The 26298-nt window shown below is 67.0% G+C and carries 24 protein-coding genes and 2 rRNA genes (1 of these 26 only partly in view); 17 read left to right on the plus strand and 9 right to left on the minus strand.

Annotated elements, in window-relative coordinates:
• Window positions 1–3 precede the first annotated feature (3 nt).
• Window positions 4–822 carry a phosphatase PAP2 family protein gene (locus EJO66_RS10365; protein WP_125965230.1) on the plus strand — a complete coding sequence of 273 codons (819 nt, stop codon included), beginning with the start codon at window positions 4–6 and terminating at the stop codon, window positions 820–822.
• Between the two features lie 7 nt (window positions 823–829).
• On the opposite strand, the gene EJO66_RS10370 is transcribed toward EJO66_RS10365, so the two are convergent.
• The gene (locus EJO66_RS10370) at window positions 830–1900 is read right to left on the minus strand and encodes an asparaginase (RefSeq protein ID WP_124958797.1); all 1071 of its coding nucleotides are present in this window, start codon (window positions 1898–1900) and stop codon (window positions 830–832) included.
• Window positions 1901–2052: 152 nt separating this feature from the next.
• Between EJO66_RS10370 and EJO66_RS10375 the strand changes: the two genes are divergently transcribed.
• Together EJO66_RS10375 and EJO66_RS10380 are read left to right on the plus strand one after the other, a co-directional pair.
• Window positions 2053–2730, plus strand: coding sequence for a TetR family transcriptional regulator C-terminal domain-containing protein (locus EJO66_RS10375; protein ID WP_185738310.1), 678 nt, complete (start codon window positions 2053–2055; stop codon window positions 2728–2730).
• 156 nt (window positions 2731–2886) lie between these two features.
• The gene (locus tag EJO66_RS10380; protein WP_125965231.1) at window positions 2887–4020 is read left to right on the plus strand and encodes a hypothetical protein; all 1134 of its coding nucleotides are present in this window, start codon (window positions 2887–2889) and stop codon (window positions 4018–4020) included.
• Between the two features lie 45 nt (window positions 4021–4065).
• Here the strand turns inward: EJO66_RS10380 and EJO66_RS10385 are convergent, their stop codons facing one another.
• Complete coding sequence (locus EJO66_RS10385) at window positions 4066–4785, minus strand: carbonic anhydrase (RefSeq protein WP_124958799.1); 720 nt, start codon at window positions 4783–4785, stop codon at window positions 4066–4068.
• Window positions 4786–4908: 123 nt separating this feature from the next.
• Here EJO66_RS10385 and EJO66_RS10390 point away from each other — a divergent pair, with 123 nt between their 5' ends.
• Window positions 4909–5766: a hypothetical protein gene (locus tag EJO66_RS10390; protein WP_125965232.1), complete on the plus strand. Its 858-nt coding sequence runs from the start codon at window positions 4909–4911 to the stop codon at window positions 5764–5766.
• A gap of 18 nt (window positions 5767–5784) precedes the next feature.
• On the opposite strand, the gene EJO66_RS10395 is transcribed toward EJO66_RS10390, so the two are convergent.
• Window positions 5785–6726 carry a LysR family transcriptional regulator gene (locus tag EJO66_RS10395; protein ID WP_124958801.1) on the minus strand — a complete coding sequence of 314 codons (942 nt, stop codon included), beginning with the start codon at window positions 6724–6726 and terminating at the stop codon, window positions 5785–5787.
• A gap of 110 nt (window positions 6727–6836) precedes the next feature.
• On the opposite strand from EJO66_RS10395, the gene EJO66_RS10400 reads away from it, so the two are divergent.
• The 8 genes from EJO66_RS10400 (at window position 6837) to EJO66_RS10435 (ending at window position 14988) form a co-directional block, all read left to right on the plus strand.
• Window positions 6837–8060: an MFS transporter gene (locus EJO66_RS10400; RefSeq protein ID WP_125965233.1), complete on the plus strand. Its 1224-nt coding sequence runs from the start codon at window positions 6837–6839 to the stop codon at window positions 8058–8060.
• A gap of 104 nt (window positions 8061–8164) precedes the next feature.
• The gene (locus tag EJO66_RS10405; RefSeq protein WP_124958803.1) at window positions 8165–8752 is read left to right on the plus strand and encodes an NAD(P)H-dependent oxidoreductase; all 588 of its coding nucleotides are present in this window, start codon (window positions 8165–8167) and stop codon (window positions 8750–8752) included.
• Entirely contained in the window at window positions 8749–10023 is a 1275-nt protein-coding gene (locus tag EJO66_RS10410) for an amidohydrolase family protein (RefSeq protein ID WP_125965234.1), read from the plus strand. The genes EJO66_RS10405 and EJO66_RS10410 overlap by 4 nt, the downstream gene beginning before the upstream one ends.
• Window positions 10024–10038: 15 nt before the next feature.
• Window positions 10039–10902 carry a creatininase family protein gene (locus EJO66_RS10415; protein ID WP_125965235.1) on the plus strand — a complete coding sequence of 288 codons (864 nt, stop codon included), beginning with the start codon at window positions 10039–10041 and terminating at the stop codon, window positions 10900–10902.
• A gap of 73 nt (window positions 10903–10975) precedes the next feature.
• Window positions 10976–11962, plus strand: a complete 987-nt coding sequence (locus EJO66_RS10420; RefSeq protein WP_124958806.1) for an ABC transporter substrate-binding protein — start codon at window positions 10976–10978, stop codon at window positions 11960–11962.
• 11 nt (window positions 11963–11973) lie between these two features.
• Window positions 11974–12804, plus strand: a complete 831-nt coding sequence (locus EJO66_RS10425) for an ABC transporter ATP-binding protein (protein WP_015867520.1) — start codon at window positions 11974–11976, stop codon at window positions 12802–12804.
• Window positions 12801–13604, plus strand: a complete 804-nt coding sequence (locus tag EJO66_RS10430) for an ABC transporter permease (protein ID WP_124958808.1) — start codon at window positions 12801–12803, stop codon at window positions 13602–13604. The genes EJO66_RS10425 and EJO66_RS10430 overlap by 4 nt, the downstream gene beginning before the upstream one ends.
• Before the next feature lie 10 nt (window positions 13605–13614).
• Complete coding sequence (locus EJO66_RS10435; protein ID WP_125965236.1) at window positions 13615–14988, plus strand: FAD-binding oxidoreductase; 1374 nt, start codon at window positions 13615–13617, stop codon at window positions 14986–14988.
• A 21-nt stretch (window positions 14989–15009) separates the two neighbouring features.
• Here the strand turns inward: EJO66_RS10435 and lnt are convergent, their stop codons facing one another.
• The 4 genes from lnt to EJO66_RS10455 all read right to left on the minus strand — a co-directional run bounded on the left by lnt (window position 15010) and on the right by EJO66_RS10455 (window position 18879).
• Window positions 15010–16599 (minus strand): apolipoprotein N-acyltransferase, encoded by a 1590-nt coding sequence (lnt, locus tag EJO66_RS10440; RefSeq protein ID WP_125965237.1) that lies wholly within the window; start codon window positions 16597–16599, stop codon window positions 15010–15012.
• Entirely contained in the window at window positions 16599–17477 is an 879-nt protein-coding gene (locus EJO66_RS10445; protein WP_021012634.1) for an HlyC/CorC family transporter, read from the minus strand. The genes lnt and EJO66_RS10445 overlap by 1 nt, the downstream gene beginning before the upstream one ends.
• A 90-nt stretch (window positions 17478–17567) precedes the next feature.
• Window positions 17568–18296 (minus strand): GNAT family N-acetyltransferase, encoded by a 729-nt coding sequence (locus EJO66_RS10450; protein ID WP_124958811.1) that lies wholly within the window; start codon window positions 18294–18296, stop codon window positions 17568–17570.
• Between the two features lie 109 nt (window positions 18297–18405).
• A complete protein-coding gene (locus tag EJO66_RS10455) occupies window positions 18406–18879 on the minus strand; it encodes an Lrp/AsnC family transcriptional regulator (RefSeq protein ID WP_015867526.1) in 474 nt (157 codons plus the stop codon).
• Window positions 18880–19033: 154 nt separating this feature from the next.
• On the opposite strand from EJO66_RS10455, the gene hppD reads away from it, so the two are divergent.
• The 5 genes from hppD (at window position 19034) to EJO66_RS10480 (ending at window position 24655) form a co-directional block, all read left to right on the plus strand.
• Complete coding sequence (gene hppD, locus EJO66_RS10460; RefSeq protein ID WP_125965238.1) at window positions 19034–20161, plus strand: 4-hydroxyphenylpyruvate dioxygenase; 1128 nt, start codon at window positions 19034–19036, stop codon at window positions 20159–20161.
• Between the two features lie 28 nt (window positions 20162–20189).
• Window positions 20190–20990 (plus strand): transporter substrate-binding domain-containing protein, encoded by an 801-nt coding sequence (locus EJO66_RS10465; protein WP_124958812.1) that lies wholly within the window; start codon window positions 20190–20192, stop codon window positions 20988–20990.
• 17 nt (window positions 20991–21007) lie between these two features.
• Window positions 21008–21886: a phenylalanine 4-monooxygenase gene (gene phhA / locus EJO66_RS10470; protein WP_125965239.1), complete on the plus strand. Its 879-nt coding sequence runs from the start codon at window positions 21008–21010 to the stop codon at window positions 21884–21886.
• A 147-nt stretch (window positions 21887–22033) separates the two neighbouring features.
• On the plus strand, window positions 22034–23725 hold the full coding sequence (locus tag EJO66_RS10475) for an AMP-binding protein (RefSeq protein WP_124958814.1): 1692 nt from the start codon (window positions 22034–22036) through the stop codon (window positions 23723–23725).
• Window positions 23726–24655, plus strand: coding sequence for an MBL fold metallo-hydrolase (locus tag EJO66_RS10480; RefSeq protein WP_125965240.1), 930 nt, complete (start codon window positions 23726–23728; stop codon window positions 24653–24655). It begins immediately after the preceding gene.
• Between the two features lie 110 nt (window positions 24656–24765).
• Here the strand turns inward: EJO66_RS10480 and rrf are convergent.
• Window positions 24766–24878 (minus strand): 5S ribosomal RNA (gene rrf / locus EJO66_RS10485).
• Window positions 24879–25021: 143 nt separating this feature from the next.
• Window positions 25022–26298, minus strand: a 23S ribosomal RNA gene (locus EJO66_RS10490); it runs 1596 nt beyond the window's last position.

Consider the following 26298-nt stretch of genomic DNA (forward strand, 5'->3'; position numbering starts at 1 on the left):
CGCATGCCGATGGAAGCCCCTGCCCTCGTTCTTCTCGCCCGCCAGCTGGGCGAACATTCGCTCGCCTGGTTCGCAGGCGTTCTTGCTGTCTCGGTGCTCGGCGCCGGCATGGCCTGCCGGGCGCTGAAGCGGCGGCGCATCAGGAGATCGTCGAGCGAAGAGCCCGACGAACCGCGGCTGGCCGCCGGGCTGGCCATCGGCTTCCTCTCGATCCTCGGGGCGGCCAGCCTGGTGGCGTATCTCGCATCGAAGCTCGGCGACGGGCGCCTGCTGGGCCTGGCCGACCAGGCACTGGCCGATGCGGTCGGCGACCACGTGCCGTGGGCAGCGCTCGTGGCTTTCAGCTGGCTCACGCACCTGGGCGACGCCGAACTGCTGGCGCCGGTGTGCTTCGTGGTGGCCCTGCTGCTGTGGCGCCGCGCACACCATGGCCTGGCGCTGGGCTGGGTCATGGCGCTCGGAGGCATCGTGCTGCTGAACCCGGCGCTCAAGCGCATCTTCGCGCGCGCGCGGCCGCTGCACGACCATGGGCTGGCGCTGGAGACGAGCTTCAGCTTCCCGAGCGGCCACAGCGCGGGCGCGATCGTGAGCTACGGCATGCTGCTGTATCTGGCGCTGCGCCTGTTGCCGGCGCGCTGGCATGTGCCGACGGCCATGGCGGCCGCCGCCGCCATCGTCACCATCGCGAGCAGCCGCGTGTTCTTGCAGGTGCATTTCGCAAGCGACGTGGCGGCCGGCCTGCTGACCGGCCTGGCCTGGCTGCTCGTGTGCGTGGGCAGCCTCGAATACGCGCGGCACCGCAAGCGGCGCGCCGCGCGCTAGGGGGAGGTCAATACTCCCAGAAGATGCGTTGGAGTTCTTTCGTGTCGGAGGTCTTGGTCAGCGCCACCATCGCCAGGATGCGCGCCTTCTGCGGACGCAGGTCGTGCGCCACCACCCAGTCGTACTTGTCGTCGGGCTGCTCGGCGTTGCGGATCACGAAGCCGTCGGCCACGCGCGAACTGCGGATCACGATCACGCCGTCGCTGCGCGCCTTCTGCAGGTTGGGCACGATGCGGTTGGCCACCGAGCCGTTGCCCGTGCCGCCATGGATGATCGCCTTCACGCCGCTCTTGGCGAACGCGTCGATGGCAATGGACGAGACGCCCTCGTAGCCCATCGCGATCTCCACCGGCGGCAGCGCATTGATTGCATCGATGTCGAACTCCGAGTTCATGGTGTGGCGCTTCACCGGTGCGCGGAACCAGTAGTTCTTGCCCTCGACCACCATACCGAGCGGGCCCCACTGGCTCGAGAAGGCGCTGGTCTTGATGTTGACGTTCTTGCTCACGTCGCGGCCGCTGTCGATGTTGTCGTTCATCGTCACCAGCACGCCCTTGCCTGCCGCGTCCTTGCTGCCGGCCACGCTCACCGCGTCGTACAGGTTGAGCGCGCCGTCGGCCGACAGGGCCGTGCCCGGGCGCATCGAGCCGACCACGATGATCGGCTTGCTGGTGTGCACGGTGAGCGTGAGGAAGAAGGCGGTTTCTTCCAGCGTGTCGGTGCCGTGGGTGATGACGATGCCGTCCACGTCCGCCTGCTTGGACAGCGCCGAGACGCGCTTGGCGAGCGTCAGCAGGTTGTCGTTGGTGAGGCTTTCGGAAGCGACCTGGAACACCTGCTCGCCGCGCACGTTGGCGATCTTGGAGAGTTCGGGCAGGCCGGCGATCAGCTTCTCGACGCCGACCTTGGCGGCTGCGTAGGTGGCGCTGTTGACGGCCGAGGCGCCGGCGCCCGCAATGGTGCCGCCGGTGGCCAGGATCACCACATTGGGCAGTGCCTGCTGGGCTTGCGCCAGGGCGCTGGCCGCGAGCAGCGCGGCACCGGCCGCGAAGGCGCGGAAACGGGGGGAAAGGTACATGAAGGGAACTCCTTGTCTTGGATGAATTTCTGGAAGCGGCGAGAAGATACATGAACCGTGCCCGCATGCCCTGCGCTTCCATGCCGGCATGGCATGCGGCCATGCGCCAAGGATTACCATCGCCGGGCGCACCGCCGCACATCCGCCATGCCATGAACGCCGATCCCGCCGCCCTGTCCCCGAGTACCGCCCAGGAAATGCCCGCCCCCGACGGCCCGCTGTCGCGTGCGCGGCCGGGGCGCGAGCGCATCATGGCGGCGATCCGCACCGCGGCCGTCGCCGAGTTCAGCCTGCATGGCCTCAAAGGCACCTCCACCCAGGCCATTGCCGCGCGCGCCGGCCTCACCAAGCCCCAGCTGCACTACTACATCGCCGGCAAGGAAGAGCTCTACGAAGAGCTGCTGATGCAGGTGCTGCATGCCTGGAAGGTGGTGTTCTCGTTCGAGGACGCCAGCGACCCGGCGACCGTGCTGGGCGACTACATCCGCAAGAAACTCGACCACGCCTTCGACAACCCCGAGATCTCGCGCATCTTCACGCGCGAAGTGCTCGACGGCGGCCGCAACCTCGACCGCTACTGGCCCAACGCGCGGGCCTGGACGCAGAAGAAGGTCGACATCATCAACGGCTGGATCGCGCGCGGGCAGATGCGCCCGCTCGATGCGCGCCTGCTGCTGATGCACATCTGGGCCATGACCCAGAGCTACGCCGACTACGCGATCCAGACGCGCGTGATGCTCGGCCTGCCGCCCGATGCGCCGATCGACCGCGAGCCGATTGCGCGCGAGCTCGTGGCTTTCGTGCTGGGCGGCTGCGGCATCAAGACTTAAGTTCTCTTCCGTCCGGCTGCCTGCATCCGCAGCACGCCCGGCCCTGCCGCTTCGTGACTTTCGACACTGGTTCGCCCGCGGCGGCGGCCGTAACTTCGCACGCTCGCCGCCGGGCTGGTCCGTCGCGGCGAGCCCGTACAAAGGAGGCGGGAGAACATGAAGACGAAGTTGCTTTTGACAATGGCCGCGACGGCGTTGCTGATGGCCTGCGGCGGCGGCGGCGGCGGCGGTGGTGGCGGCTACAGCGGGCTGCCGATCGGCGGAATTCCGCCCGGCCAGCAACCCGATCCCGGCCCGAACCCGAACCCGAATCCGGCCCCCAATCCCAACCCCAACCCCAACCCCAACCCGAATCCCTCCCCGATCAGTGCGCACTACAAGTTCCTGAGCTTCCAGCAGGACAGGAACCCGGACACCGAGACGGCCGAGAAGCGTTACGACGACTACATCGCGCTGCTCAATCGCGAAGGTGCCGCAGGCTATCGCTACCTCGACGGCGTGACCGGCGGCACCATCGTCACGCTGCAGGACCAGTTCATGATGGTCAAGGACATCGAGACGACCTACACCTACGAATACAAGCGCTTCGAAGTCGACATCCTGTCGAGCGACGGATTGCCGCGCCTGCTGCAGCAGATGAAGGAGCAGGGCGCGAAGGGCATGGTGTACGTCAAGATCCTCGGGATGATCGGCCTGAGCGCGAGCGACAACGCCGAGTTCGCCGTGCTCTACCGCAAGGACGCCGGATCGTCGGCCACCTACGACTACGCGGCGGCCGACATTCCCCCCACCTCCGCCGATTTCGTGAACCTGGCGAATGCGCAGGGCGCCAACGGCTTCAGGCCCTGGGCGACGCCGGTGCTCAGGGGCCTGACGCAGCAGTTCTTCATCAAGGACCAGGGCAGCGCAGCCCGCTACGACCTGAAGGCGCTCGTCAGTCCGCTGAGCGTGGTTGGCGGGACCGCCGAAGACGTCAAGGCGCAGATCCGCGCGCAGGGCGCCACGGGCTATCGCCTGCTGAAGTCGCGCTTCATGGAGGACGGCAAGGACTTCATCTTCTATCTCAAGGACACGATGCAGTCGAGCAGCTTCGAGTACGAATTCCTCGAGAACCCCGACCCTGTCTTCGACATCCAGGAGGCCAACGCGGTGCAGGCGAACAGCCAGACCGCGATCGGGCTGCGCTACTTCGGGCTTCCCGATTCACCGATCTTCTTCAGGTCGCTGAACTGCACCGGGCCGCTGTGCGTATCGCCCGACGGCAAGGAAATCGAAGACGGCAGCAGCTGACCGCGCCTGGGCACCCTGCCTCGGATGGGCCGGACGCAGCGACGATCAGACCATGCTCACCCGGCCCGTCGCCAGGTCATAGATCCCACCGACGACCTTGACCGCGCCGCTGGAAGCCATGCCCCCGAGGATGGGCGCCGACGTGGACAGGCGCGCCACGCTCTGCCGCACGTTCTGCTCTGTGGCCGCCTCCAGCAGCGAGGCAGGCCTGCGGCGCGACGCGGCCTCCACGGCCGGCCGGATCGACGCGACCAGCCCGGGCAGGTGCCCCGGCAGCACGGCGTTCTCCTGCAGCACCTTGATGGTGGCCGAGATGGCGCCGCAGTTGCTGTGGCCGAGCACCATGATGAGCGGCACGTCGAGGAACTTGGCCGCGTATTCCATGCTGGCAATGGCATCGTCGTTGACGAAGTTGCCGGCCAGCCGCACCACGAAGAGATCGCCCGGGCCCTGGTCGAAGGCCAGTTCCGGCGCCACGCGCGAATCCGCGCAGGCAAGGATCGCGGCGAACGGCTTCTGGCCCGAAGTGCGTGCCACGCGGCCCACGCTGAAATCGCGCTGCGTCTGCCGGCCCTGCGCATAGCGCAGATTGCCCTGCACCAGCCGCTGGAGCGCGGCATCGCCGCCGATGCGGTTGTCGGGCAGCGGCGTGTCGGCCGCGAACGCATCGGCGCCGGACGCCAGGGCGGCGAAAGCGGCCGCGCCGCTCAGCAGCCGGCGGCGCGAGGTTGCCGGCACTGCGGCGGAAGGTAGGCAATCACACATGGGGAACTCCGTTCTTGGTGGTTGTCGAGTTCGCCGGGTCACCCGGCAGGAAGTGCCGGGGCTTTCGCACTGGCGCACGAATTGTTACGCTCTGTATCGAAAACAACAAAGTCCAAACATTGCATGGATTTCCTGCCGCCGCCAGATCTGGCGCTTCCGATCTCCTACGAGGCCCGCGCCCAGGCCGTGGCGCTGTATTGCGACGCGATCGTGCGCATGCACTGGGGGGAGCGGCTCATCAACAAGATCTTCGGCCGCGCCATGCAGTCGCACGCCGCGGGCCGGATCGTGGTGCAGCACTACCGCTGGAAGGAAGAAGGCGCCGAGCGCCCCACGCTGGCGCTGCTGCAGCGCCACGCGAGCCGCGGCACGCGCACGCTGGCCAGCTTCGTCGCCGTGCTGCGGCTCACGGGCATGGTGGCGGCCGAGGCCGATCCCGGCGACCGCCGCGTGCGGTACCTGGTGCCGCAGGAGCGGCTGATTGCCGGCCTGCGCGCCTGGATCGCCCACCACCTGCGCTGCTGCGAGGCGCTCGGCTGGCTGGGCGCCGGCCATGCCGACAGGCTCATGGAGGATGCCGCCTTTTTCTCGGCCTTCGTGAGCCGCGCCGGCACCATCCTGGACCAGGTGGCGCTGCACCGCGGCCGCTTCGGCGGCTGGAGCTGGTTCGACGAGCGCGACGGCGGCGGCCGGGTCGCGATGCTGCTGCTGCGCGACCATTTCAAGGCCAACCCGGTGGCAGGCTCGCCCCCGGCGGCCTTCCCGCTGCGCGCACGCGAACTCGCCGAGGGACTGGGCCTGTCGCACTCGCACGTGCGCGGCATGCTGAAGGAGGCGACGGAGGCGGGCCACCTGGCGCATGACGCGGGGCGCGCGCAGGTGCGGCTCACGTCGCGCTTCCTGGACGAAGCGACGAGCTGGCTGCTGCACTTCCTGTCGTGGTTCGCCGATGCCGCGCATGCGGCGCGGCGGGCCGGCTGAGGCCGCACGCGGCCGCGTTCAGGACGCGCCCGCCTCCCAGGCGCGGCCCGCCGGGTCGGCCAGCGCGAGCCGCATGGTCTCGATGAAGCGGCGCAGCCGCGCGGGCTGGAAGCGCGACGGCGGATAGATCAGGTACACCGGCAACGGCGCCACATGCCACTGCGGCACGAGCTGCACCAGCCGGCCGGCGGCAATGTCCTCGTTCACAAGCCATGCCGAGCCCACGCAGGCGCCCAGGCCCATGCGCGCCGCGCTTTGCAGCGCATAGAGGCTGTCGGTGCTCATGCGCGGGCGAATCGGCACCCGGGCGATCTCGCCGGTCGGCCGGTGCGTGAGCACCACCTCGCTGCGATAGAAGGTGCGCAGCGCGAGCCACGGCAGTTCGGCCAGCGCCGACGCATGCGCGGGCGGCGCCCGCCCGGCCAGCACCGAGGGCGCGGCGACCACCACGCGCGGCACTTCCGAGAGCTTGATCGCCACCGCCATGGTGTCGGTCAGCTCGCCGACCTGGATCGCGCAGTCGACGCCTTCGGCGATGAAGTCGGGCCGGCGATCGTTCAGCAGCCATTCGACGGCCACCCGCGGGTAGGCACGAAGGTAGTCGGCCAGCGGACCGACCAGCAGCAACTGGCCCAGCGCATGCGGGGCCACCACGCGCAGCGTGCCCTCGGGCTCGTCGCCCACGCCGCGCAAATCGGCCTCGAAGGCGTGCCAGTCGGCGATCAGCTCCCGGGCGCGCTCGTAGCAGCGCTCGCCGTCCTCGGTGAGCTTCATGGCGTGCGTGGACCGGCGCAGCAGCCGCACGCCCAGCGAGCGCTCCAGCGCCTGCAGGCGGCGGCTCACGGTGGGCTGCGTCGCACCCATCTGGAGCGCGGCGGCCGAGAGGCTGCCGGCCTCGACGATATGGACGAAGGTCTGCATCAGCTCGATGCGGTCGGCGGCGGGGGAGGGAGTCGGCATGACCTTTTTTATGCGTGAAGCGTATGGGCATTGTGCGATCTGCGGGACTACCAAGCCAAGCATCTCAGGTGCACATTTCAATCCTCGCTCGATATTCAAGGGTTAACACCATGTCTTCCATTCAAAATGTGCATGCAGCGACGGGTGCCGCGCCGGAGGGGCGCGGCCTGCCGGCCTCGCTGGTCCTGCTTCTGGCCACGGGCGCGGGCCTGTCGGTGGCGTCGCTCTACTACGCCCAGCCGATGCTTGGCGTGCTGGGCGCCGACATCGGCGCCTCCCCCCGGTCCGTCGGTTTCATTCCCACGCTCACGCAGCTGGGCTATGCGCTCGGCATCCTGCTGCTGGCGCCGCTGGGCGACCGCTTCGACCGGCGCCGCATCGTGCTGGCCAAGGCGGCCGCGCTGTGCGCCGCACTGCTGGTGGCTGGCGCCGCGCCGTCGATCGGCGTGCTGCTCGCGGCCAGCCTGGCCATCGGCCTGGCGGCCACGATGGCGCAGGACATCGTGCCCGCCGCCGCCACGCTGGCACCCGAGGCCACGCGCGGCAAGACCGTGGGCACCGTGATGACGGGGCTGCTGCTGGGCATCCTGCTGTCGCGCGTGGTGAGCGGCTTCGTGGCCGAGCACTTCGGCTGGCGCGCGATGTTCATTGCCGCTGCGGCCAGCATCGCGCTCATCGGCGCGGCCGCCTGGCGCGGGCTGCCGCGCTTCCGGCCCACCACGCACCTGGCCTACGGTGCGCTGCTGGGCTCGCTGGGCACGCTGTGGTCGCGCCACGGCACGCTGCGCCGCGCGGCGCTGGCCCAGGCGCTGCTGGCGGTGGGGTTCAGCGCCTTCTGGTCGACACTGGCCGTGATGCTGCACGGCGCGCCCTTCCACCTGGGCAGCGCGGCAGCCGGCGCCTTCGGCCTGGCCGGCGCGGCAGGCGCACTGGCGGCGCCGCTGGCCGGACGGCTGGCCGACCGCCGCGGGCCGGAGCTGGTGACGCGCCTGGGCGCCGGGCTGGTGGTGGCGTCGTTCGCGGCCATGGGCCTGGCGCCGCTGATGCCGCCGCATGCACAGCTCTGGCTGCTGGCGCTCGCCGCGGTCGGCTTCGACCTGGGCATGCAGGCGGCGCTGATCGCGCACCAGACCATCGTCTACGGCATCGAGCCCGGTGCACGCAGCCGTCTCAACGCGGTGCTGTTCACCAGCATGTTCATCGGCATGGCGGCCGGCTCGGCGCTGGGAGCGCTGGCGCTCGCGCAATGGGGCTGGGCCGGCGTGACCGGGCTGGCCACCGGCACGGCCGCCGCCGCGCTGGCGGTGCGGCTCTGGCCGCGCAAGGCCGCGTAGCCGCAAAAGCCGCGGGACAGCGCCCGCCTCCCCAGTCCGGTGCATCCGGACTGGCACGTCGCTTGCATAACCTGACCACTTGCTCTGATTAAGCGGTCAAATTCATGCGCGTGCTCGTCGTCTACTGCCATCCGGTCGAAACCAGCTTCCACGCCGCCCTGCACCAGGAGGTGCTGAAGAACCTGCGCGCGGCCGGACACGAGGTGGACGACTGCGACCTGTACGCCGAGGGCTTCAACCCGGTGCTCTCGCGCGAGGAGCGGCTCGGCTACCACGAGGTGCCGGGCAACCAGTTGCCGCTCAAGCCCTATGTGGAGCGGCTGCAGTGGGCCGAGGGCATCGTGTTCTGCTTTCCGACCTGGTGCTTCGGCCTGCCCGCGATGCTCAAGGGCTACTTCGACCGGCTCTTCATGCCCGGCGTGGCCTTCGACATCAGCGATCCGGCCAACGTGAAGCCGATGCTCACGCACATCAGGCGCATCAGCGCCGTGGTCACCTACGGGCGCCCGCGCTGGATGGCCTGGTACATGGGCGACCCGCCGCGCAAGATCGTCACGCGCTACATGCTGCGGCTCACGGGCCGCCGCGCCCGCGTGGACTACCACGCCCACTACCACATGAACGTGGCGACCGAGCCCCAGCTCAAGCGCTTCATGGCACGGGTCGGCGCCGCGATGGCGCGCTTCGCATGAAGGCGCCCGCGCTGCTCGGCAATGCGCGCCTGCCGCGCTGGCTGCTGCCGGCCGGCTGGCCCGAGCACGACGGCGCGCCGGTGCTGGCGCGCATCGCGCTCGAGGCCGGCCGCGTGCAGTCGGTGCGGCCCGCTTCCGGCCAGGACGAGCGCCATCCCGAAGCGTGGAACCTGGCCGGCACGCTCGTGCTGCCGGGCTTCGTCGACGCCCACACGCACCTGGACAAGGCCTTCACGCTGCCGCGCATGAAAAAGGTGCAGCCCGGCCTGCTCGGCGCCATCGACGCGATGCTGGCCGACCGCGTGCACTGGAGCCCTGGCGACGTGCGCGAGCGCGCCGCGCGCGGCCTGCAGTGGGCCTGGGAATGCGGCACGACGCAGCTGCGCACGCATGTCGACTGGTGGGAGCCCGATACGGTCCCGCTGGCCTGGCCCGTGATGGCCGAGCTCGCGCAGGAATGGGCCGGCAGGGTGCGGCTGGAGCAGGTCAGCCTCATCAAGCTGCCGCTGTTCGAGGACGCTGCGCAGGCCCTGCGGCTCGCCAGGCAGGTGAAGGCCACGGGGCCGCATGCGCTGCTCGGCGGCTTCGTGCATTCCACCAACTGGAGCGAGAACGCGCTGCGCAACCTGCTGGTGGCGGCGCAGGCCTGCGATCTCGACGTCGACCTGCACGTCGACGAAGAACTGAATTCCGCGGCGATCGGCTTGCAGACCGCCGCCCGCATCCTGCGCGAGATCGGCTTCGAAGGCCGCGTGGTCTGCGGCCACGTCTGCGCGCTGGCCGCGCAGCCCGAAGCCCAGGCCTTCGCCACGCTCGATGCCGTCGCTCGTGCGCCGATCACCATCGTCTCGCTGCCCGCCACCAACCTGCTGCTGCAGGACGCGGTGACGGGCCGCACGCCGCGCCTGCGCGGCCTCACGCTGGTGAAGGAAGCGCGCGAGCGCGGCATTCCGCTGCTGTTCGCGAGCGACAACGTGCAAGACCCGTTCTGCCGCCTCGGCAGCTTCGACCCGGTCGAGGCGCTCGGCACGGCCGCGCTGGTGGCGCAGCTCGACGATCCCTTCGACGACTGGTCGCAGGCGCTGTGCCGCGGCGACTGGCTGCAGCGCGCCCCCGCCCGGGCGGCGCCCACGCTGGCCGGCGCCAAGGCCGACCTCGTGCTGTTCACGCAAGCCGACCGCCATGGCTGGCCCTCGCGCAGCGCCACCCGCGTGGTGCTGCGCGAGGGCCGCGTCACGCATGGCGATGCGGCGCCCTTCCTTCCCCGCTGACGAACAAGGACAACCATGCTCCACGGCTACATCCCGCCCCACCGCTTCCTGCCCTACCTGAGCTGGACCGAAATTGCCGCGCTGCCCGACCGCGAGAACACCGTCATCGTGCTGCCCTGCGGCGCCATCGAGCAGCACGGCCCGCACCTGCCGTGCTCGGTCGACAGCGTGATCGCCTCGGGCGTGATGGGCAAGGCGCTCGAGAAGCTGCCGGCCGAGGTGCGCGCCTTCGCGCTGCCCACCATCACCTACGGCAAGTCGGAAGAGCACCTGCACTTTCCCGGCACCATGACGCTGACCGGCACCACGCTCTTGTCGACCGTGACCGAGATCGGCGAGTCGGTCTACCGCGCGGGCTTCCGCAAGCTGCTGTTCGCCAACGGCCACGGCGGCCAGCCGCAGGTGCTGGAGATGGCGGCGCGCGAACTGCGGCTGCGCCATGGCGACTTCGTGGTGGTGCCGCATGGCGTGTCGCGCCTGCCGAACGCATCGAGCAGGCAGATCAGCGAGCAGGAAAGGCGCCTGTCGATGCACGCCGGCCATTCCGAGACCGCGCTGATGCTCGCGCTGGCGCCCGACACCGTGCACATGGAGCGCGCCGCCGCCAACTTTCCGCCGCCGTTCCCGATCAAGCTGCTGTCGGCCGACGGCCGTCCGGCCTGCGCCTGGACCGCGCGCGACTTCGGCCCGAGCGGCGTGATCGGCGACCCGACCAGCGCCACGCGCGAACAGGGCCAGGAGATCCTGGACACGCTGTCCGACAGCTGGGTGCAGGCGCTGACCGAGCTGCATGCGCTGCGCTGGGTGGTGCGCGAGGAAGCCACCTGGGAGCGCGGCCACCAGCAGGGCTTCATCCAGCAGTCCTTCGAAGCCGCCTGAGGCGCGCTACTTGCATCCGGTTCATTGCCTTTTTTCCAACCGTTCCATCACCAGCCTTCGAGAGGTTCCCATCATGCGCTCCTTCGCTCTTTCCATGGCCGGCGCCGCCGCGCTCGCACTGTTCGCCGCTGCCGCACCGGCCCAGGCGCAAGACAAGTTCACCTACATGACCAACTGGTATGCGCAGGCCGAGCACGGCGGCTTCTACCAGGCGGTGGCTCAGGGCATCTACAAGAAGCACGGCCTCGACGTGACCATCAAGATGGGCGGCCCGCAGGTCAACATCACGCAGATGATGGCCGCCGGCCAGGCCGACTGCATCATGGGTTCGAGCGACATCCAGATGATGCAGGTGCGCGAAGGCGGCGTGCCGGTGGTCAACGTGGCGGCCTTCTTCCAGAAGGATCCGCAGGTGCTGATCGCGCACGACGACGTCAAGAAGTTCGAGGACCTCAAGGGCAAGACGCTGCTGATCGGCGCGCAGGCCAACCGCGGCTACTGGCCGTGGCTCAAGGCCAAGTTCGGCCTGAAGGACGAACAGACGCGCCCCTACACCTTCAACATCCAGCCCTTCGTGGCCGACAAGAACACCGCGCAGCAGGGCTACCTGACCTCGGAGCCCTATGCGATCCAGAAGGCCGGCGTGAAGAGCACCGTGCTGATGTTCAGCGACCACGGCTTCCCGGCCTACGCCACTACCGTCTCGTGCATGGAAAAGACCGTGAAGGACCGCAGCAAGCAGGTGGAAGCCTTCGTGAAGGCCTCGGCCGAGGGCTGGAAGAGCTACCTCGCCGATCCGGCGCCCGCCAATGCACTGATCAAGAAGGACAACCCCAACATGACCGACGACCAGCTGGCCTACAGCGTGGCCAAGCTCAAGGAGATGGGCATGGTCACCGGCGGCGACGCGGCCAGGCTCGGCATCGGCGTGATCACCGATGCGCGTTCCAAGGCGAGCTACGACTTCCTCGTCGCCGCCAAGCTGCTCGACCCGGCGAAGGTGGAACTGGCCAAGACCTACACCACCGAGTTCGTGAAAGACGCCAAGGTCCTGCCCTGAGCTTTCCACCCATGAACCGCATCGAGCCCCATACCCTCGCGCCGCCCGCGGCGCCTGCCGTGCCCGCGGTGGAAGTGCTCTCGGCCGAGAAGACCTATCCCAACGGCACGCAGGCGCTGCTGCCGGTGGACCTGTCGATCGCCGAAGGCGAATTCGTCACGCTGCTCGGGCCTTCGGGCTGCGGCAAGAGCACGCTGCTCAAGATGGTGGCGGGCATGCTCGAGCCGAGCGACGGGCGGCTGCTCGTGTGGCGCAAGCCGGTGGCGGAGATTCACAGCTGCCCGCACAAGCTGTCCTTCGTGTTCCAGTCGGCCACGCTGATGCCGTGGGCCAGTGTGCGCACCAACGTGCGGCTGCCGCTCGACCTGGCCGGCGTGCCGCGCAAGGAGGCCGACGCGCGGGTGATGGAATCGCTCGCACTGGTGGGGCTCGAGAAGTTTGCCGATGCACTGCCGCGCGCGCTCTCGGGCGGCATGCAGATGCGCGTGTCGATCGCGCGCGGCCTGGTCACGCAGCCCGACCTGCTGCTGATGGACGAGCCCTTCGGCGCGCTCGACGAGATCACGCGCCACAAGCTCGACGCCGACCTGCTCGACCTCTGGCGCAAGAAGAAACTCACGGTGATCTTCGTGACGCACTCGATCCACGAGGCGGTGTTCCTGTCGACCCGCGTGGTGATGATGGCCGCGCGGCCGGGCCGCGTGGTGGAGCAGTTCCACATCGACGAGCCCTACCCGCGCACACCCGACTTCATGGTGACGCCGGAATTCGCGCGCCACGCCAGGCGCCTGCAGGACAGCCTGCTGCGCGCGAGCCAGGCCGACGAGGAGCACGCGCGATGAAAGGCCCGCCCCTGCTGAGCCAGCCGCGCGTGCAGCGCGTGCTCTATCCCGTGCTCATCGGCGTGGTGCTGGTCGCGCTGTGGCAATGGATGGTGGTGGCGATGGAGCTGCCGCCCTACCTGGTGCCCTCGCCCTTCCTCATGGTGCAGACGCTCGTGACCGACTGGGCGCCGCTCGGCAATGCGCTGCTGGTCACGCTCAAGATCACGCTGCTGTCGTTCCTGCTGGCCACCGTGGCCGGGGTGCTGATCTCGTTCCTGTTCGTGCAGAGCAAGCGCATCGAGACCGCGCTCTTTCCGTATGCGGTGCTGCTGCAGGTGACGCCCATCGTGGCGGTGGCGCCGCTCATCATCATCTGGGTGAAGAACCCGGTGGCGGCGATGACGGTGTGCGCCGCGCTGGTGGCGCTGTTCCCGATCATCAGCAACACCACGCTCGGCCTGCGCAGCATCGACCCCGACCTGCAGAGCTACTTCAAGCTCAACCGCGCGACGCGCTGGCAGCAGCTGGTGCGGCTGCGCATCCCGAGCGCGCTGCCGTACTTCTTTGGCGGGCTGCGCATCTCGAGCGGCCTGGCGCTGATCGGCGCGGTGGTCGCCGAGTTCGTGGCCGGCACGGGCGGCTCCGGCGCGGGCCTGGCCTACCAGATCCTCCAGGCCGGCTTCCAGCTGAACATTCCGCGCATGTTCGCGGCCCTGCTCTTGATCTCGCTGACCGGCGTCGCGCTCTTCGTGCTGATGGCCTGGCTCACCAAGCTGGCGCTGGGCTCGTGGCACGCGAGCGAACTTTCCCAGGATTGAACCCTTGACCATGACCGCTTCCATTTCCGCCATCGAAGAGCTGCGGCTCGAACTGCCCGGCCTCGACTGGATCACCGACGAGGGCCGCGTCACGCGCCTGTCGCAGGACTTCTCGTGGTTCAGCCCGGTGCTGAACCGGCAGTTGAAGGACAAGCGCGCCGACGTGGCCGTGCGTCCGCGCACCGAGGACGAGATCCGCGCCGTGGTCGGCGCCTGCGCGCGCCGCGGCGTACCGATCACGCTGCGCGGCAGCGGCACCGGCAACTACGGCCAGACCACGCCGCTCGCGGGCGGCGTGGTGCTCGACATGACCGGCTACAACGCCTTCCTGTGGGTGCAGCCCGGCGTGGCCCGCGCACAGGCCGGCATTCGCCTGGGCGAGCTCGAGAAGCAGACCCGGCCCTCCGGCCAAGAGATGCGCAGCATGCCCTCCACCTACCGCAGCGCCACGCTCGGCGGCCTGTTCGGCGGCGGCTTCGGCGGCGTGGGCTCCATCAACTACGGGCCGCTGGGCGCGCCCGGCAACGTGCTGGGCATCCGCGCGATGACCATCGAGCCCGAGCCGCAGATGATCGAGCTGCGCGGTGCCGAGGCCATGCGCATGCACCACCTCTGGGGCACCAACGGGCTGGTGCTGGAGCTGGAAATCGCACTGGCGCCGGCGCATCCCTGGCTCGAGACGCTGGTGACCTTCGGCAATTTTGCCGACGCGCTGCACTTCGCCGACAAGCTCGCGAATGCGCCCGGCATCGTGAAGCGGGAAATCGCCTTCTTCGCCGCGCCAATCCCGGACCACCTGGCGCAGCTCGCAGCGCACCTGCCCAAGGGCTGCCACGCGGTGCTGTCGCTGGTGGCCGAATCCTGCGAGCCGGCCATGCTGCAGCTGGCCGAGGCGCACGGGGGCACCGTGAGCTACCGCAGGACCGCGGCCGAGGTGCACAAGAGCAACCGCACGCTGATGGAATTCACCTGGAACCACACCACGCTGCACGCGCTCAAGGTCGATCCGACGCTCACCTACCTGCAGAGCGGCTTCGTGCCGGGCCGGCACGTCGAGCAGATCATCGAGATGGAGCAGCTGCTCGGCGGCGAGGTGATGATGCATGCCGAGTTCATCCGCAACGTGGCGGGGCTCATGACCTGCAGCGGGCTGCAGCTGGTGCGCTTCAGCACCGAGGAGCGGCTCGCCGAGATCATCGGCATTCACCGCGCGCACGGCGTGCACATCAACAATCCGCACGTGAACATCGTGGAGGACGGCAAGGCGGGCGGGCCGCTGCCGCCCGAGGTCATCGAGATGAAGAAGCGCTTCGACCCGATGGGCCTGCTGAACCCGGGCAAGCTGCGCGACTGGCCCGTCAGGCCCGTGCCGGCGGCAGCCTGACGATCACGTGGCGCCGCCGGGTCAGCCCTGGCGGCGGCGCAGCACGAAGGCGATGGCCACGATGGCGATCGCCGCAATCCAGATCGGCCAGAGCCCGAACGGCGCCACCCAGCGCGCAAAGGGCGTGAGCCCCGTGCGGCCTTCGACTGTCGCTTCGAGCACGCCGCGCGTGAGCCGCGGCAGCTGGTGCGTGACGCGGCCTTCGGCATCGATGACCACCGTGGCGCCGGTGTTGGTGGCGCGCACCATCGGCCGCGCGAATTCGAGCGAGCGCATGCGTGAGATGGCCAGGTGCTGGTCGATCGCCACCGAGTTGCCGAACCACGCGATGTTGCTCACGTTGAGCAGGATGGTCGGCGCCGTGGCCTCGTCCTTGAAGTTGGCGCCGATCTCGTCGCCGAACAGGTCTTCGTAGCAGATGTTCGGCGCGATGCGCTGGCCCTGCCAGGCAAAGGGCGCCTGCGCCAGGCCGCCGCGCGCGAAGTCGCCGAGCGGGATGTTCATCATGCGGATGAACCAGCGAAAGCCCGGCGGAATGAATTCGCCGAACGGAACCAGGTGGTGCTTGCTGTAGCGGTAGGGCTGCGCCGCACCGGGCTGGAAGCCCAGCACCGCGTTGCTGTAGGTGCCCTGGCCGCCCAGCGGCAGGCCGACGATGGCAGCCTGCGTACCCTGGCTGTAGCGCGCCTGGATCGCCTCCAGATAGCCCGCGGGCAGTTGCTGCGGCAGCAGCGGCAGCGCGGTCTCGGGCGTCACCACGAGCGAGGCCTTGGCATCGCGCAGCTGTTCTCCATACCAGCGCAGCGCCAGGTCGATGCCGCCGCCGGGAATGAATTTCTCGTCCTGCGGGATGTTGCCCTGCAGCAGTGCGAGCTGCAGCTTGCCGCTCGAACCCCTGGCGCCCTGCGCGTCGCCGGACAGCGGTGCCGCGAGATGCGGCGCGGCGAATGCAGCGGCGACAAGTACCAGGACCTGCGCGAGTGCGATGCTGGGCGCGGGCCGGGTCAGCGCCACCAGCGCGGCCACCAGCGCGGCCACCGCGCCGATGCCGTACACGCCGATCCACGGCGCCCAGGCCGCCAGCGGCCCCTCGACGTGCGCATAGCCGCCAGCGCCCCAGGGAAAGCCGGTGAACCAGCTGCCGCGCACGAGTTCGGCCAGCGTCCACAGCGCGGCGAACACCAGCGCGCCGGCCACCGGCCCTCGCGGCCCGCGAACGACGAACCAGGCGCAGGCCGCCGCGTAGTACAGCCCGAGCGCGGCCGCCAGCAGCAGCACCGCAATGGCCGCGAGCGGCGCCGCCAGCCCGCCGTAGGTGTGCATCGAAATGAAGAGCCACCAGAAGCTGCCGGTGAGCCAGGCGGTCGAGAAGAGCCAGCCATGCAGCCCGGCGCGGCGCCAGCCCGCGCCCTCGGCGCGCAGCCAGTCCAGCAGGCCGACGAGCACCGCCAGCGAGACGAGCTGCAGCCACCACAGCGGCCGGCCGTTCGCGGGCCAGGCAATGGCCGCGGCCTGCGCGAGGCCCGCGAAGGCAAAGCCCAGCAGGCGCAGCAGGCCCATGGCGGAAAAGGCGGGAGACGTGCGGAGCGTGGCCGCTGCCGGCAGCGGCATCAGTCGGCCGCGTCGCTGCCGCGGGCCGGAGACACCTTGAACCAGCGCACGGCCCCGCCCTTGGTGTGCAGCACCACGAAGTCGAAGCCGCCGATGGCGTGGTGCTCGCCGCGCTTGGGCACGTGGCCCATCTCGTGCGCGATGAGCCCGCCGATGGTGTCGAAGTCTTCGCTCAGCTGCTCTTCGTCGAAGACGATGCCGAAGGCCTCGGCCACGCGCTCGATGGGCGTGTCGCCCGAGACGCGGTAGGTGTGGTCGGCCAGGCCGAAGATGTCGCCCTCGTCCTCGGCGATGTCGAACTCGTCCTCGATCTCGCCGACGATCTGCTCGAGCACGTCCTCGATGGTGATGAGGCCGGCCACGCGGCCGAACTCGTCGATCACGATGGCCAGGTGGTTGCGATTGCCGCGGAACTCGCGCAGCAGGTCGTTCAGGCCCTTGCTCTCGGGAACGAAGGTGGCGGGCCGCAGCAGCGCGCGGATGTTGAGCCCCGGCGCGCGCTGCAGCTTGAGCAGGTCCTTCGCGAGCAGGATGCCGATGATGTTTTCCTTCTCGCCCTCGTACACCGGGAAGCGCGAGTGCGCGGTGTCGATGACCAGGTGCAGCAGCGCGTCGAAGGGCGCGTCGATGTTCACCAGGTCCATGCGCGGGGCCGCGACCATCACGTCGCCGGCCGTCATGTCGGCCATGCGCAGCACGCCCTCGAGCATGACGCGCGACTCGGCGCCGATCACCTCGTTGTCCTCGGCGTCCGCGAGGGTTTCGATCAGCTCGTCGCGCGAGTCGGGACCGGGGTGGATGAATTCGGCCAGCTTCTGGAGAAAGCCGCGCTTGTCTTCCCGTTCGACGGGTGCGCGTTCAGGGTGAGGTTCGGCCACTGCGGGAGGCTTAGTTGAAGAGATACAAGGATACCGGATTGCGCGTGACAGGCTCTACCGCATGGCCGCCACAGGCGCTTTTTCAGGTATTCAGGGGGCAGACTTGCTGCGCGCGTCCCGCATGCCGCTGCGCACTTCCTGCAGGCTGGCCAGGAAGGCCCAGAACTGCTTGGCGCGGGTCTTGAGGTGGTAGTCGACCGCCGCGTACTGCTCGAGCGCGATTTCGCTCATGCGGCTGTCGAAGGTGGCGCTTGGCAGCTGCAGGTGCGCTTCGGATTCCGAACCGCTGCGCACCACGGTGGCGCCGGCGTTGCGGGCGATCTTCAGCATGGCGGCGTTTTCGCTCAGCGCATGGATGAACAGCATGCCCACGCCTTCGTTGCGCGCCACGACCACGGCCCGCTCGAACAGGCGGGCCCCATAGCCGCGGCCGCGCGCATGCGCCGCCACCGACACGCCGAATTCGGCGCAGTCGCTGTGCTGCTCGTCCGGCGCGAACGCCAGGTGGGCCATCGCGATCAGGTCGAGCCGGCGGTTGTAGATGCCGAAGAGCTCGTCGCGCTCGAAATCGAGCCCGTCGACGTAGCGCTGCACCTGCTCGTCGCCCGCGGCGTAGCCGAAGCGCAGGTAGCGGTCGTGCGGCGTGAGCGCCAGCAGGTGCTGCGCGATGCGGTCGCGCTCGCGCGGGCCGATCGAGCGGATCGGCACCATGACGGGTTGCGGCGCAGAGGCTGCGCGCGGTTGCGCCTCAACCATCGGCGCCTTCAGGAAAGAGCCGAGGCCGAGAGACGCCTTCAGGAGGGTCTTGGCGGTAAGCATGGCTCAAATATAAGGGTTTTCCCTTAAACACCAAGTCTGCAGGGGTTCTTTCGGGCGACATCTGTGAACCAATACCAGAGAGCGTGTCGTTCACGCAACCATTGGGAGACTAAACCGGCACGGCTGTTGTGGCCTTGACACGGTCGAGCACGAAGCTGGTCTTGCAATCCTCCACGCTGGGGTGCTTGAGCAGGGTGTCCATGATGAAACGGCTGTAGTGCCCCATGTCGGCGACCACCACGCGCAGCAGGTAGTCCATCTCGCCGGTGAGGGCCGCGCACTCGACCACTTCGGGCCAGGTCTGGACGCTGGCGCGGAACAGGTCCATGGGGTTGCGCTTGTGGGTCTCGGTGTGCTTTTCGAGGCGCACGTTGAGATAGGCGGTCAGGCCCAGGCCGATGACTTCGGGGCGCACGAGCGCGACGTAGCGGTCGATGACGCCGCTCTCCTCCAGCCGCTTGACGCGCCGGAGCACGGCGCTCGGGGAAAGGCTGACCTGCTCGGCGATCTGGTCGTAGGTGGCGCGCCCGTCTGCTTGCAGCGTGCGCAAAATAAGCCTATCAATCTTGTCGAGTGCTTCCATGCCACCATTTTCGCAGTTTTAATGCGCCGCGTCTCTCTTTGGCGCCCAATAACGCTGAAAACGTGAGTGGCATCCGCTCTACAGTGCAGCACTGGTCGTTCTCGCCCACCCCTTCGCTTTTTTCTTCATTCGAACCCCCTTTCTGGAGACTCCCATGAGCCACGCCGACGCGCCCCCCTTCACGCCCTGGGAGAACCCCATGGGAACCGATGGCTTCGAATTCATCGAGTATGCGGCGCCGGATCCGGTCGCAATGGGCAAGGTGTTCGAGCGCATGGGCTTCAAGGCCGTGGCCAGGCACCGCCACAAGAACGTGCTGCTGTACCGCCAGGGCACGATCAATTTCATCGTCAATGCCGAGCCCGATTCGTTCGCGCAGCGCTTTGCGCGCGAACACGGCCCGAGCGTCTGCGCCATCGCCTTCCGCGTGCAGGACGCCAAGCAGGCCTATGAACGCGCGATCTCGCTCGGCGCATGGGGCTTTGCCGACAAGGCCGGGCCGGGAGAACTGAACATTCCCGCCATCAAGGGCATCGGCGACAGCCTGATCTACCTGGTCGACCGCTGGCCCGGCAAGAACGGCGCGAAGCCGGGCGACATCGGCAACATCGGCTTCTACGACGTCGACTTCGAGCCGCTGCCGGGCGTAGCCTCGCAGGATGCGCTGGCGCCCAAGGGCAACGGCCTGACCTACATCGACCACCTCACGCACAACGTGTATCGCGGCCGCATGAACGTGTGGGCCGGCTTCTACGAGAAGCTCTTCAATTTCCGCGAGATCAAGTACTTCGACATCGAAGGCCAGGTCACGGGCGTGAAGAGCAAGGCCATGACCAGCCCCTGCGGCAAGATCCGCATCCCCATCAACGAAGAAGGCAAGGAGCAGGCCGGCCAGATCCAGGAGTACCTGGACATGTACCGCGGCGAAGGCATCCAGCACATCGCAATGGGCTCGGACAACCTGTACGAGACCGTCGACGCGCTGCGCGCCAACGGCGTCACCCTGCTCGACACCATCGACACCTACTACGAGCTGGTCGACAAGCGCATTCCCGGCCATGGCGAAAGCGTGGCCGAGCTGCAGAAGCGCAAGATCCTGATCGACGGCAAGAAGGACGCGCTCCTGCTGCAGATCTTCAGCGAAAACCAGCTCGGCCCGATCTTCTTCGAGTTCATCCAGCGCAAGGGCGACGACGGCTTCGGCAACGGCAACTTCAAGGCGCTGTTCGAAAGCATCGAGCTCGACCAGATGCGCCGCGGCGTGCTGTCGGCCGCAAAATAAGCGCCCTTTTCACTGGCCAGGAGCCTCCATGCGCAGCACGTTCTCGATCGGCTTGACCCTCACCTCAGCAGCCGCCGCTGTTCTTCTTTCGGGCTGCGCCATGGCGCCGGCTGCCCCCGCGGCCGGCTCGCACCTCGACACGGTGCAAAAGGCTGCGGCGCTGCGCATCTGCACGCCGGGCGACTACAAGCCCTTCAGCTTCCAGAAGGCCGACGGCTCGTTCGAGGGCATCGACGTCGATCTCATGGCGGGCTTCAGCGCCAGCCTCGGCGCCAAGCCCGAATGGGTCAAGACCACCTGGGCCAACCTGCTGCCCGACCTCAGCGCCGGCAAGTGCGACATCGCCGTGGGCGGTGTTTCCGTGACCACCGACCGGCAGAAGCGCGCCTTCTTCAGCGCGCCCTACATGGTGAACGGCAAGGCGCCCATTGCGCGCTGCGCCGATGTCGCCAAGTACCAGAGCGTGGCCGACATCGACAAGCCTTCCACCCGGGTGATCTTCAATCCGGGCGGCAGCAACGAGCGCTTTGCGCGCGCCAACTTCAAGCAGGCCAAGCTCACGCTGCACGGCGAGAACGTGACGATCTTCGACGAGATCCTGGCCAACCGCGCCGACGTGTTCGTGACCGAATCGGCCGAAGCCATCACGCAGCAGAAGCTCAAGCCGGGCCTGTGCGCGATCAACCCCGACAAGCCGCTGCAATACGGCGAAATGGCCTGGATGCTGCCGCGCGACGACGTGGCCTTCAAGGCGTACGTCGACCAATGGCTGCACCTGCAGCAAGCCGGCGGCGACTTCCAGCGCGTGATGAACCGCTGGCTCAAGTAAACGGAGAGAGCATTCCCATGGACACCCCTGCAGCAGCCGCTGTCGTCACGCCCGCCGTCTACGGCGCTTCGGACCGTCCGCCGCGCGGCGACTACTCGCGCGGCGGGGCGGTGCTTGCAGACTACACCTGCCCGCAGGACTGGGCCAGCTACACGCCGGCCGACCACGAGACCTACAAGCGGCTCTACGAACGGCAGGCCGCGCAGCTGCCGGGCCTCGCCTGCGACGCATTCATCAAGGCGCTGCCGCTGCTGGGCGTGAAGGACCGCATTCCGCGCTTCGAGGAGATCAACGAGCGGCTGCGCCGCGCCACCGGCTGGGAAATCGTGGCGGTGCCGGGGCTGATTCCCGAGCTGCCGTTCTTCACCTTGCTTGCGAACCGCAAGTTTCCGGTGACCGACTGGATCCGCAAGCCCGAGGAGTTCAACTACATCGTCGAGCCCGACGTGTTCCACGACCTGTTCGGCCATGTGCCGATGCTGTTCGACCCGGTCTTTGCCGACTATGTGCAACGCTATGGCCAGGGAGGCATCAAGGCGCATGAGCTCGGTGCGGGCGAGAAGCTTGCGCGGCTTTACTGGTACACGGTCGAGTTCGGCCTGATCCGCCAGCCCGACGGCCTGCGCGCATACGGCGCCGGCATCCTGAGCTCCGTCGGCGAACTGCAGCATGCCGTACGCAGCGGCGAGCCGCACCGGTTGCCGCTCGACCTGCTGCGCACCATGCGCACGCGCTACAAGATCGACACCTACCAGAGCAACTACTTCGTGATCGAGAGCTTCGCGCAGCTCTTCGACCTCACGGCACCCGACTTCACGCCGCTCTACCAGGCGCTCGACGCCCTGCCCGACATTCCGGCCGGAGTGCTGCTGCCGGGCGAGCCTGGCCAAGCCTGAAGTCGCTCCCCACGGGGACTGACTGCCGCGGCAAGCATGCGCTGCCGTGCACTATCGCATGCGCGACAGCGCATGCACTGCTCCTAGGACAAGCCCGCTGGCGGCTGAGCGTGTCTGGCTCCCACAATCCGCGCAAAAGGAGCTTGCATGCAGACATCCGCGCGACAGAACTACCCGGCCGACGTGCCGCACGAGATCGACCCCGGGCAGTACCGGTCCCTGCCCCACATGTTCGACGAGGCCTTCGCCCGCCATGCCGAGCGGCCGTTCTCGGTCTGCATGGAACGCTGGATGTCGTATGGGGAGCTCGACACCCTGTCGAAGGCCCTGGGCGCGTGGCTGCAGTCGCTGGGCCTGGAGCCCGGCGCGCGGGTCGCCATCATGCTGCCCAACGTGCCCCAGTTCGCCGTCACGATGTGCGGCGTGCTGCGCGCCGGCTACACCTGCGTCAACGTCAATCCGCTCTATACGGCGCGCGAACTCGAGCACCAGCTCAAGGATTCGGGCGCCACGGCCATCGTCATCCTCGAGAACTTCGCCGCGACGCTGGAACAGGTGATCGAGCGCACACCGGTCAAGCACGTGGTCGTCACTTCGATGGGCGACCTGCTCGGCGGGCTCTATGGCGCCTGGATCACCGTGGCGGTCCGCCACCTCGCGAAGATGGTTCCACCGTACAAGCTGCCCCTGGGCAACGGCCGCAGCGTCACGCCTTTCTCCAAGGTCATCGAGGAAGGACGCGGGCGCGCGCTGGCGCCGGATCAGAGCACGCTCGATTCGATCGCATTCCTGCAGTACACCGGCGGCACCACGGGCCTGTCCAAGGGCGCGGTGCTGACCCACCGCAACATCGTCGCGGCCACGCTGCAGGCGGAAGCCTGGTTCACGCCGGCGCTGTCGCGGGCGGGCGACCTGTCCAAGGTCAACAGCATCGCGGCGCTGCCGCTTTATCACATCTTCGCGCTCACGCTCTGCCTCCTGGTCATCCGCCAGGGCTCGCACATGACGCTGATCCCCAATCCGCGCGACTTCGACAAGTTCATCGCGGTGCTCAAGAAGCGTCCCTTCCACATGCTGCCCGCGGTCAACACGCTCTTCAATGCGCTGCTGATGCATCCCGGATTCAAGTCGATCGACTTCTCCACGCTGTTCGTCTCGCAGGCGGGCGGGATGGCCGCCTCCGAGGGCACGGCGCGGCGATGGTTCGAGGCCACCGGCTGCCCGATGATCGAAGGCTGGGGCATGAGCGAGACTTGTGCGATCGGCACCAACAACCCGGTGTCGAACACCAGCTTCACAGGCACCATCGGCTTGCCGCTGCCGAGCATCGAGATCGCCATCAAGGACGACGAAGGCAACTCCCTGCCCGTCGGTGCGCCAGGCGAGCTCTGCATCAAGGGGCCCAACGTCATGACCGGCTACTACAACCAGCCCGCCGAGACCGCCGCAGCCTTCACGGCTGATGGCTTCATGCGCACCGGCGACATTGCTGTCATGCAGGAGGATGGCTACAGCCGCATCGTCGACCGCAAGAAGGACATGATCCTGGTGAGCGGCTTCAACGTCTTTCCGAACGAGCTGGAGAATGTCATTTCGCTGTGTCCCGGCGTCGTCGAGTGCGCGGCCGTTGGTGTGCCGGACGAAAAGCAGGGCGAAGCGATCAAGGTTTTTGTCGTTCGCAAGGATGCGGCGCTCACCGAGGAGGCCGTGCTGCAATACTGCAATGGGCAGCTCACCGGCTACAAGCGGCCCAAGCACATCGAATTCCGCGACTCGCTGCCAAAGACCAATGTCGGGAAGATACTGCGGCGCGAATTGCGCACCAGCGCGGGCGCCTGAATGAACGACCGCGCCGCGGCCGGGCTGCCGGCGAATCTCGTGGTCTTCGAGCGCGGCTGGCTGTCGTCGAACAACATCCTGTTCATCGGGGCCGGCGAGACCGCGCTGGTCGACACCGGGTACACCACGCATTCCGATCAGACCTTGGCGCTGGTCGAATCGGCGCTGAGAACCCGGCCGCTCGACCGGATCGTGAATACGCATCTGCACAGCGACCATTGCGGCGGCAATGCGGCCCTGCAGCAGCGCTACCCGGCGATCCGCACGGAGATTCCACCCGGCGAGGCGGCACTGGTGGAACGGTGGGATGAGCGCGGTCTGAGTTTTCTTGCGACGGGACAGACCTGTCCGCGGTTCCGGTTCACCGGCCTCTTGCAGCCAGGGACCGAATGCATGCTCGGCGGCAGCCCGTGGCAGGTGCATTGCGCGCCTGGCCACGATCCCCACTCGATCATCCTCTTCGATCCCGTTTCACGGACGCTGATCTCGGCGGATGCCCTGTGGGAGAACGGCTTTGGCGTTGCCTTTCCTGAACTTGCGGGCGAACCATCGTTCGGCGATCTGGCTGCGACGCTGGACCGGATCGAGAGACTGGGGCCGCTGCAGGTGATCCCAGGACACGGCCGCGTCTTCGGCGAAGTCGGCAGGGCACTGGCCACGGCGCGCCGCCGGCTCGAGGGTCTTCAGCGCGATCCCGTGAAGCATGCACGACACGCCATCAAGGTGCTCATGAAGTTCAAGCTGCTGGAAGTGCAGTCCATCGCCCTTGACGACTGGAAAGCCTGGGTTCGCAGCACGCCATATCTGGATATCGTTCGTTCGCGTTTCTTTGCCGATGCGGATTTGGCGCAATTGGCCGAGGATGTCTTGCACGAGCTGATCGGCGCAGGGGCGGCCGAGATGGACTCCGCAGGCATCCGCAATATCTGATCTTTGCCTGCTGGAATAAAAAAAGCGCGTCACCGGAAGATGACGCGCTTTTTCAAAGCTGCAAAGAAAAAAGCCCAACACACCGTGTTGGGCTTTTCCTGGCTGTAAGAGCCTGACGATGACCTACTTTCACACGGGAACCCGCACTATCATCGGCGCTGACGCGTTTCACTGTCCTGTTCGGGATGGGAAGGAGTGGTACCACGTCGCTATGGTCATCAGGCATAACTTGTTGTCTGACTGATCACGTGATCAATCAAACGAATTCATAGAGTTTGGAATCAGCACGCAATATCTGCGCTGTTTTGAATGTATTTTGAATGCGTCAACTTGGCATAACACCTTGATCTGACTGATCAAAGTTATAGGGTCAAGCCGCACGAGCAATTAGTATCAGTTAGCTTAACGCATTACTGCGCTTCCACACCTGACCTATCAACGTCCTGGTCTTGAACGACTCTTTAGGGGGCTCAAGGCCCCGGCAGATCTCATCTTGAAACGAGTTTCCCGCTTAGATGCTTTCAGCGGTTATCTCTTCCACACTTAGCTACTCGGCAATGCCACTGGCGTGACAACCGATACACCAGAGGTGTGTCCACTCCGGTCCTCTCGTACTAGGAGCAGGCTTCCTCAAATCTGCAGCGCCCACGGAAGATAGGGACCAAACTGTCTCACGACGTTTTAAACCCAGCTCACGTACCTCTTTAAATGGCGAACAGCCATACCCTTGGGACCGGCTACAGCCCCAGGATGAGATGAGCCGACATCGAGGTGCCAAACACCGCCGTCGATATGAACTCTTGGGCGGTATCAGCCTGTTATCCCCAGAGTACCTTTTATCCGTTGAGCGATGGCCCTTCCATACAGAACCACCGGATCACTATGTCCTGCTTTCGCATCTGCTCGACTTGTCAGTCTCGCAGTTAAGCACGCTTATGCCATTGCACTATCGTCACGATGTCCGACCGTAACTAGCGTACCTTCGAACTCCTCCGTTACGCTTTGGGAGGAGACCGCCCCAGTCAAACTGCCTACCATGCACTGTCCCCGATCCAGATAATGGACCTAGGTTAGAACCTCAAACACACCAGGGTGGTATTTCAACGTTGGCTCCACAAGATCTAGCGACCCTGCTTCAAAGCCTCCCACCTATCCTACACAGATCTGTTCAAAGTCCAATACAAAGCTACAGTAAAGGTTCATGGGGTCTTTCCGTCTTTCCGCGGGGAGATTGCATCATCACAAACATTTCAACTTCGCTGAGTCTCAGGAGGAGACAGTGTGGCCATCGTTACGCCATTCGTGCAGGTCGGAACTTACCCGACAAGGAATTTCGCTACCTTAGGACCGTTATAGTTACGGCCGCCGTTTACTGGGACTTCAATCAAGAGCTTGCACCCCATCATTTAATCTTCCAGCACCGGGCAGGCGTCACACCCTATACGTCCACTTTCGTGTTTGCAGAGTGCTGTGTTTTTAATAAACAGTCGCAGCCACCGATTTTTTGCAACCCATTCATGCTTCGTTGTTCACTACACACTAATAGGGCACACCTTCTTCCGAAGTTACGGTGTCAATTTGCCGAGTTCCTTCTCCTGAGTTCTCTCAAGCGCCTTAGAATACTCATCTCGCGCACCAGTGTC

This window comes from Variovorax beijingensis (genome assembly GCF_003951285.1).
Lineage (GTDB): Bacteria > Pseudomonadota > Gammaproteobacteria > Burkholderiales > Burkholderiaceae_C > Variovorax > Variovorax beijingensis.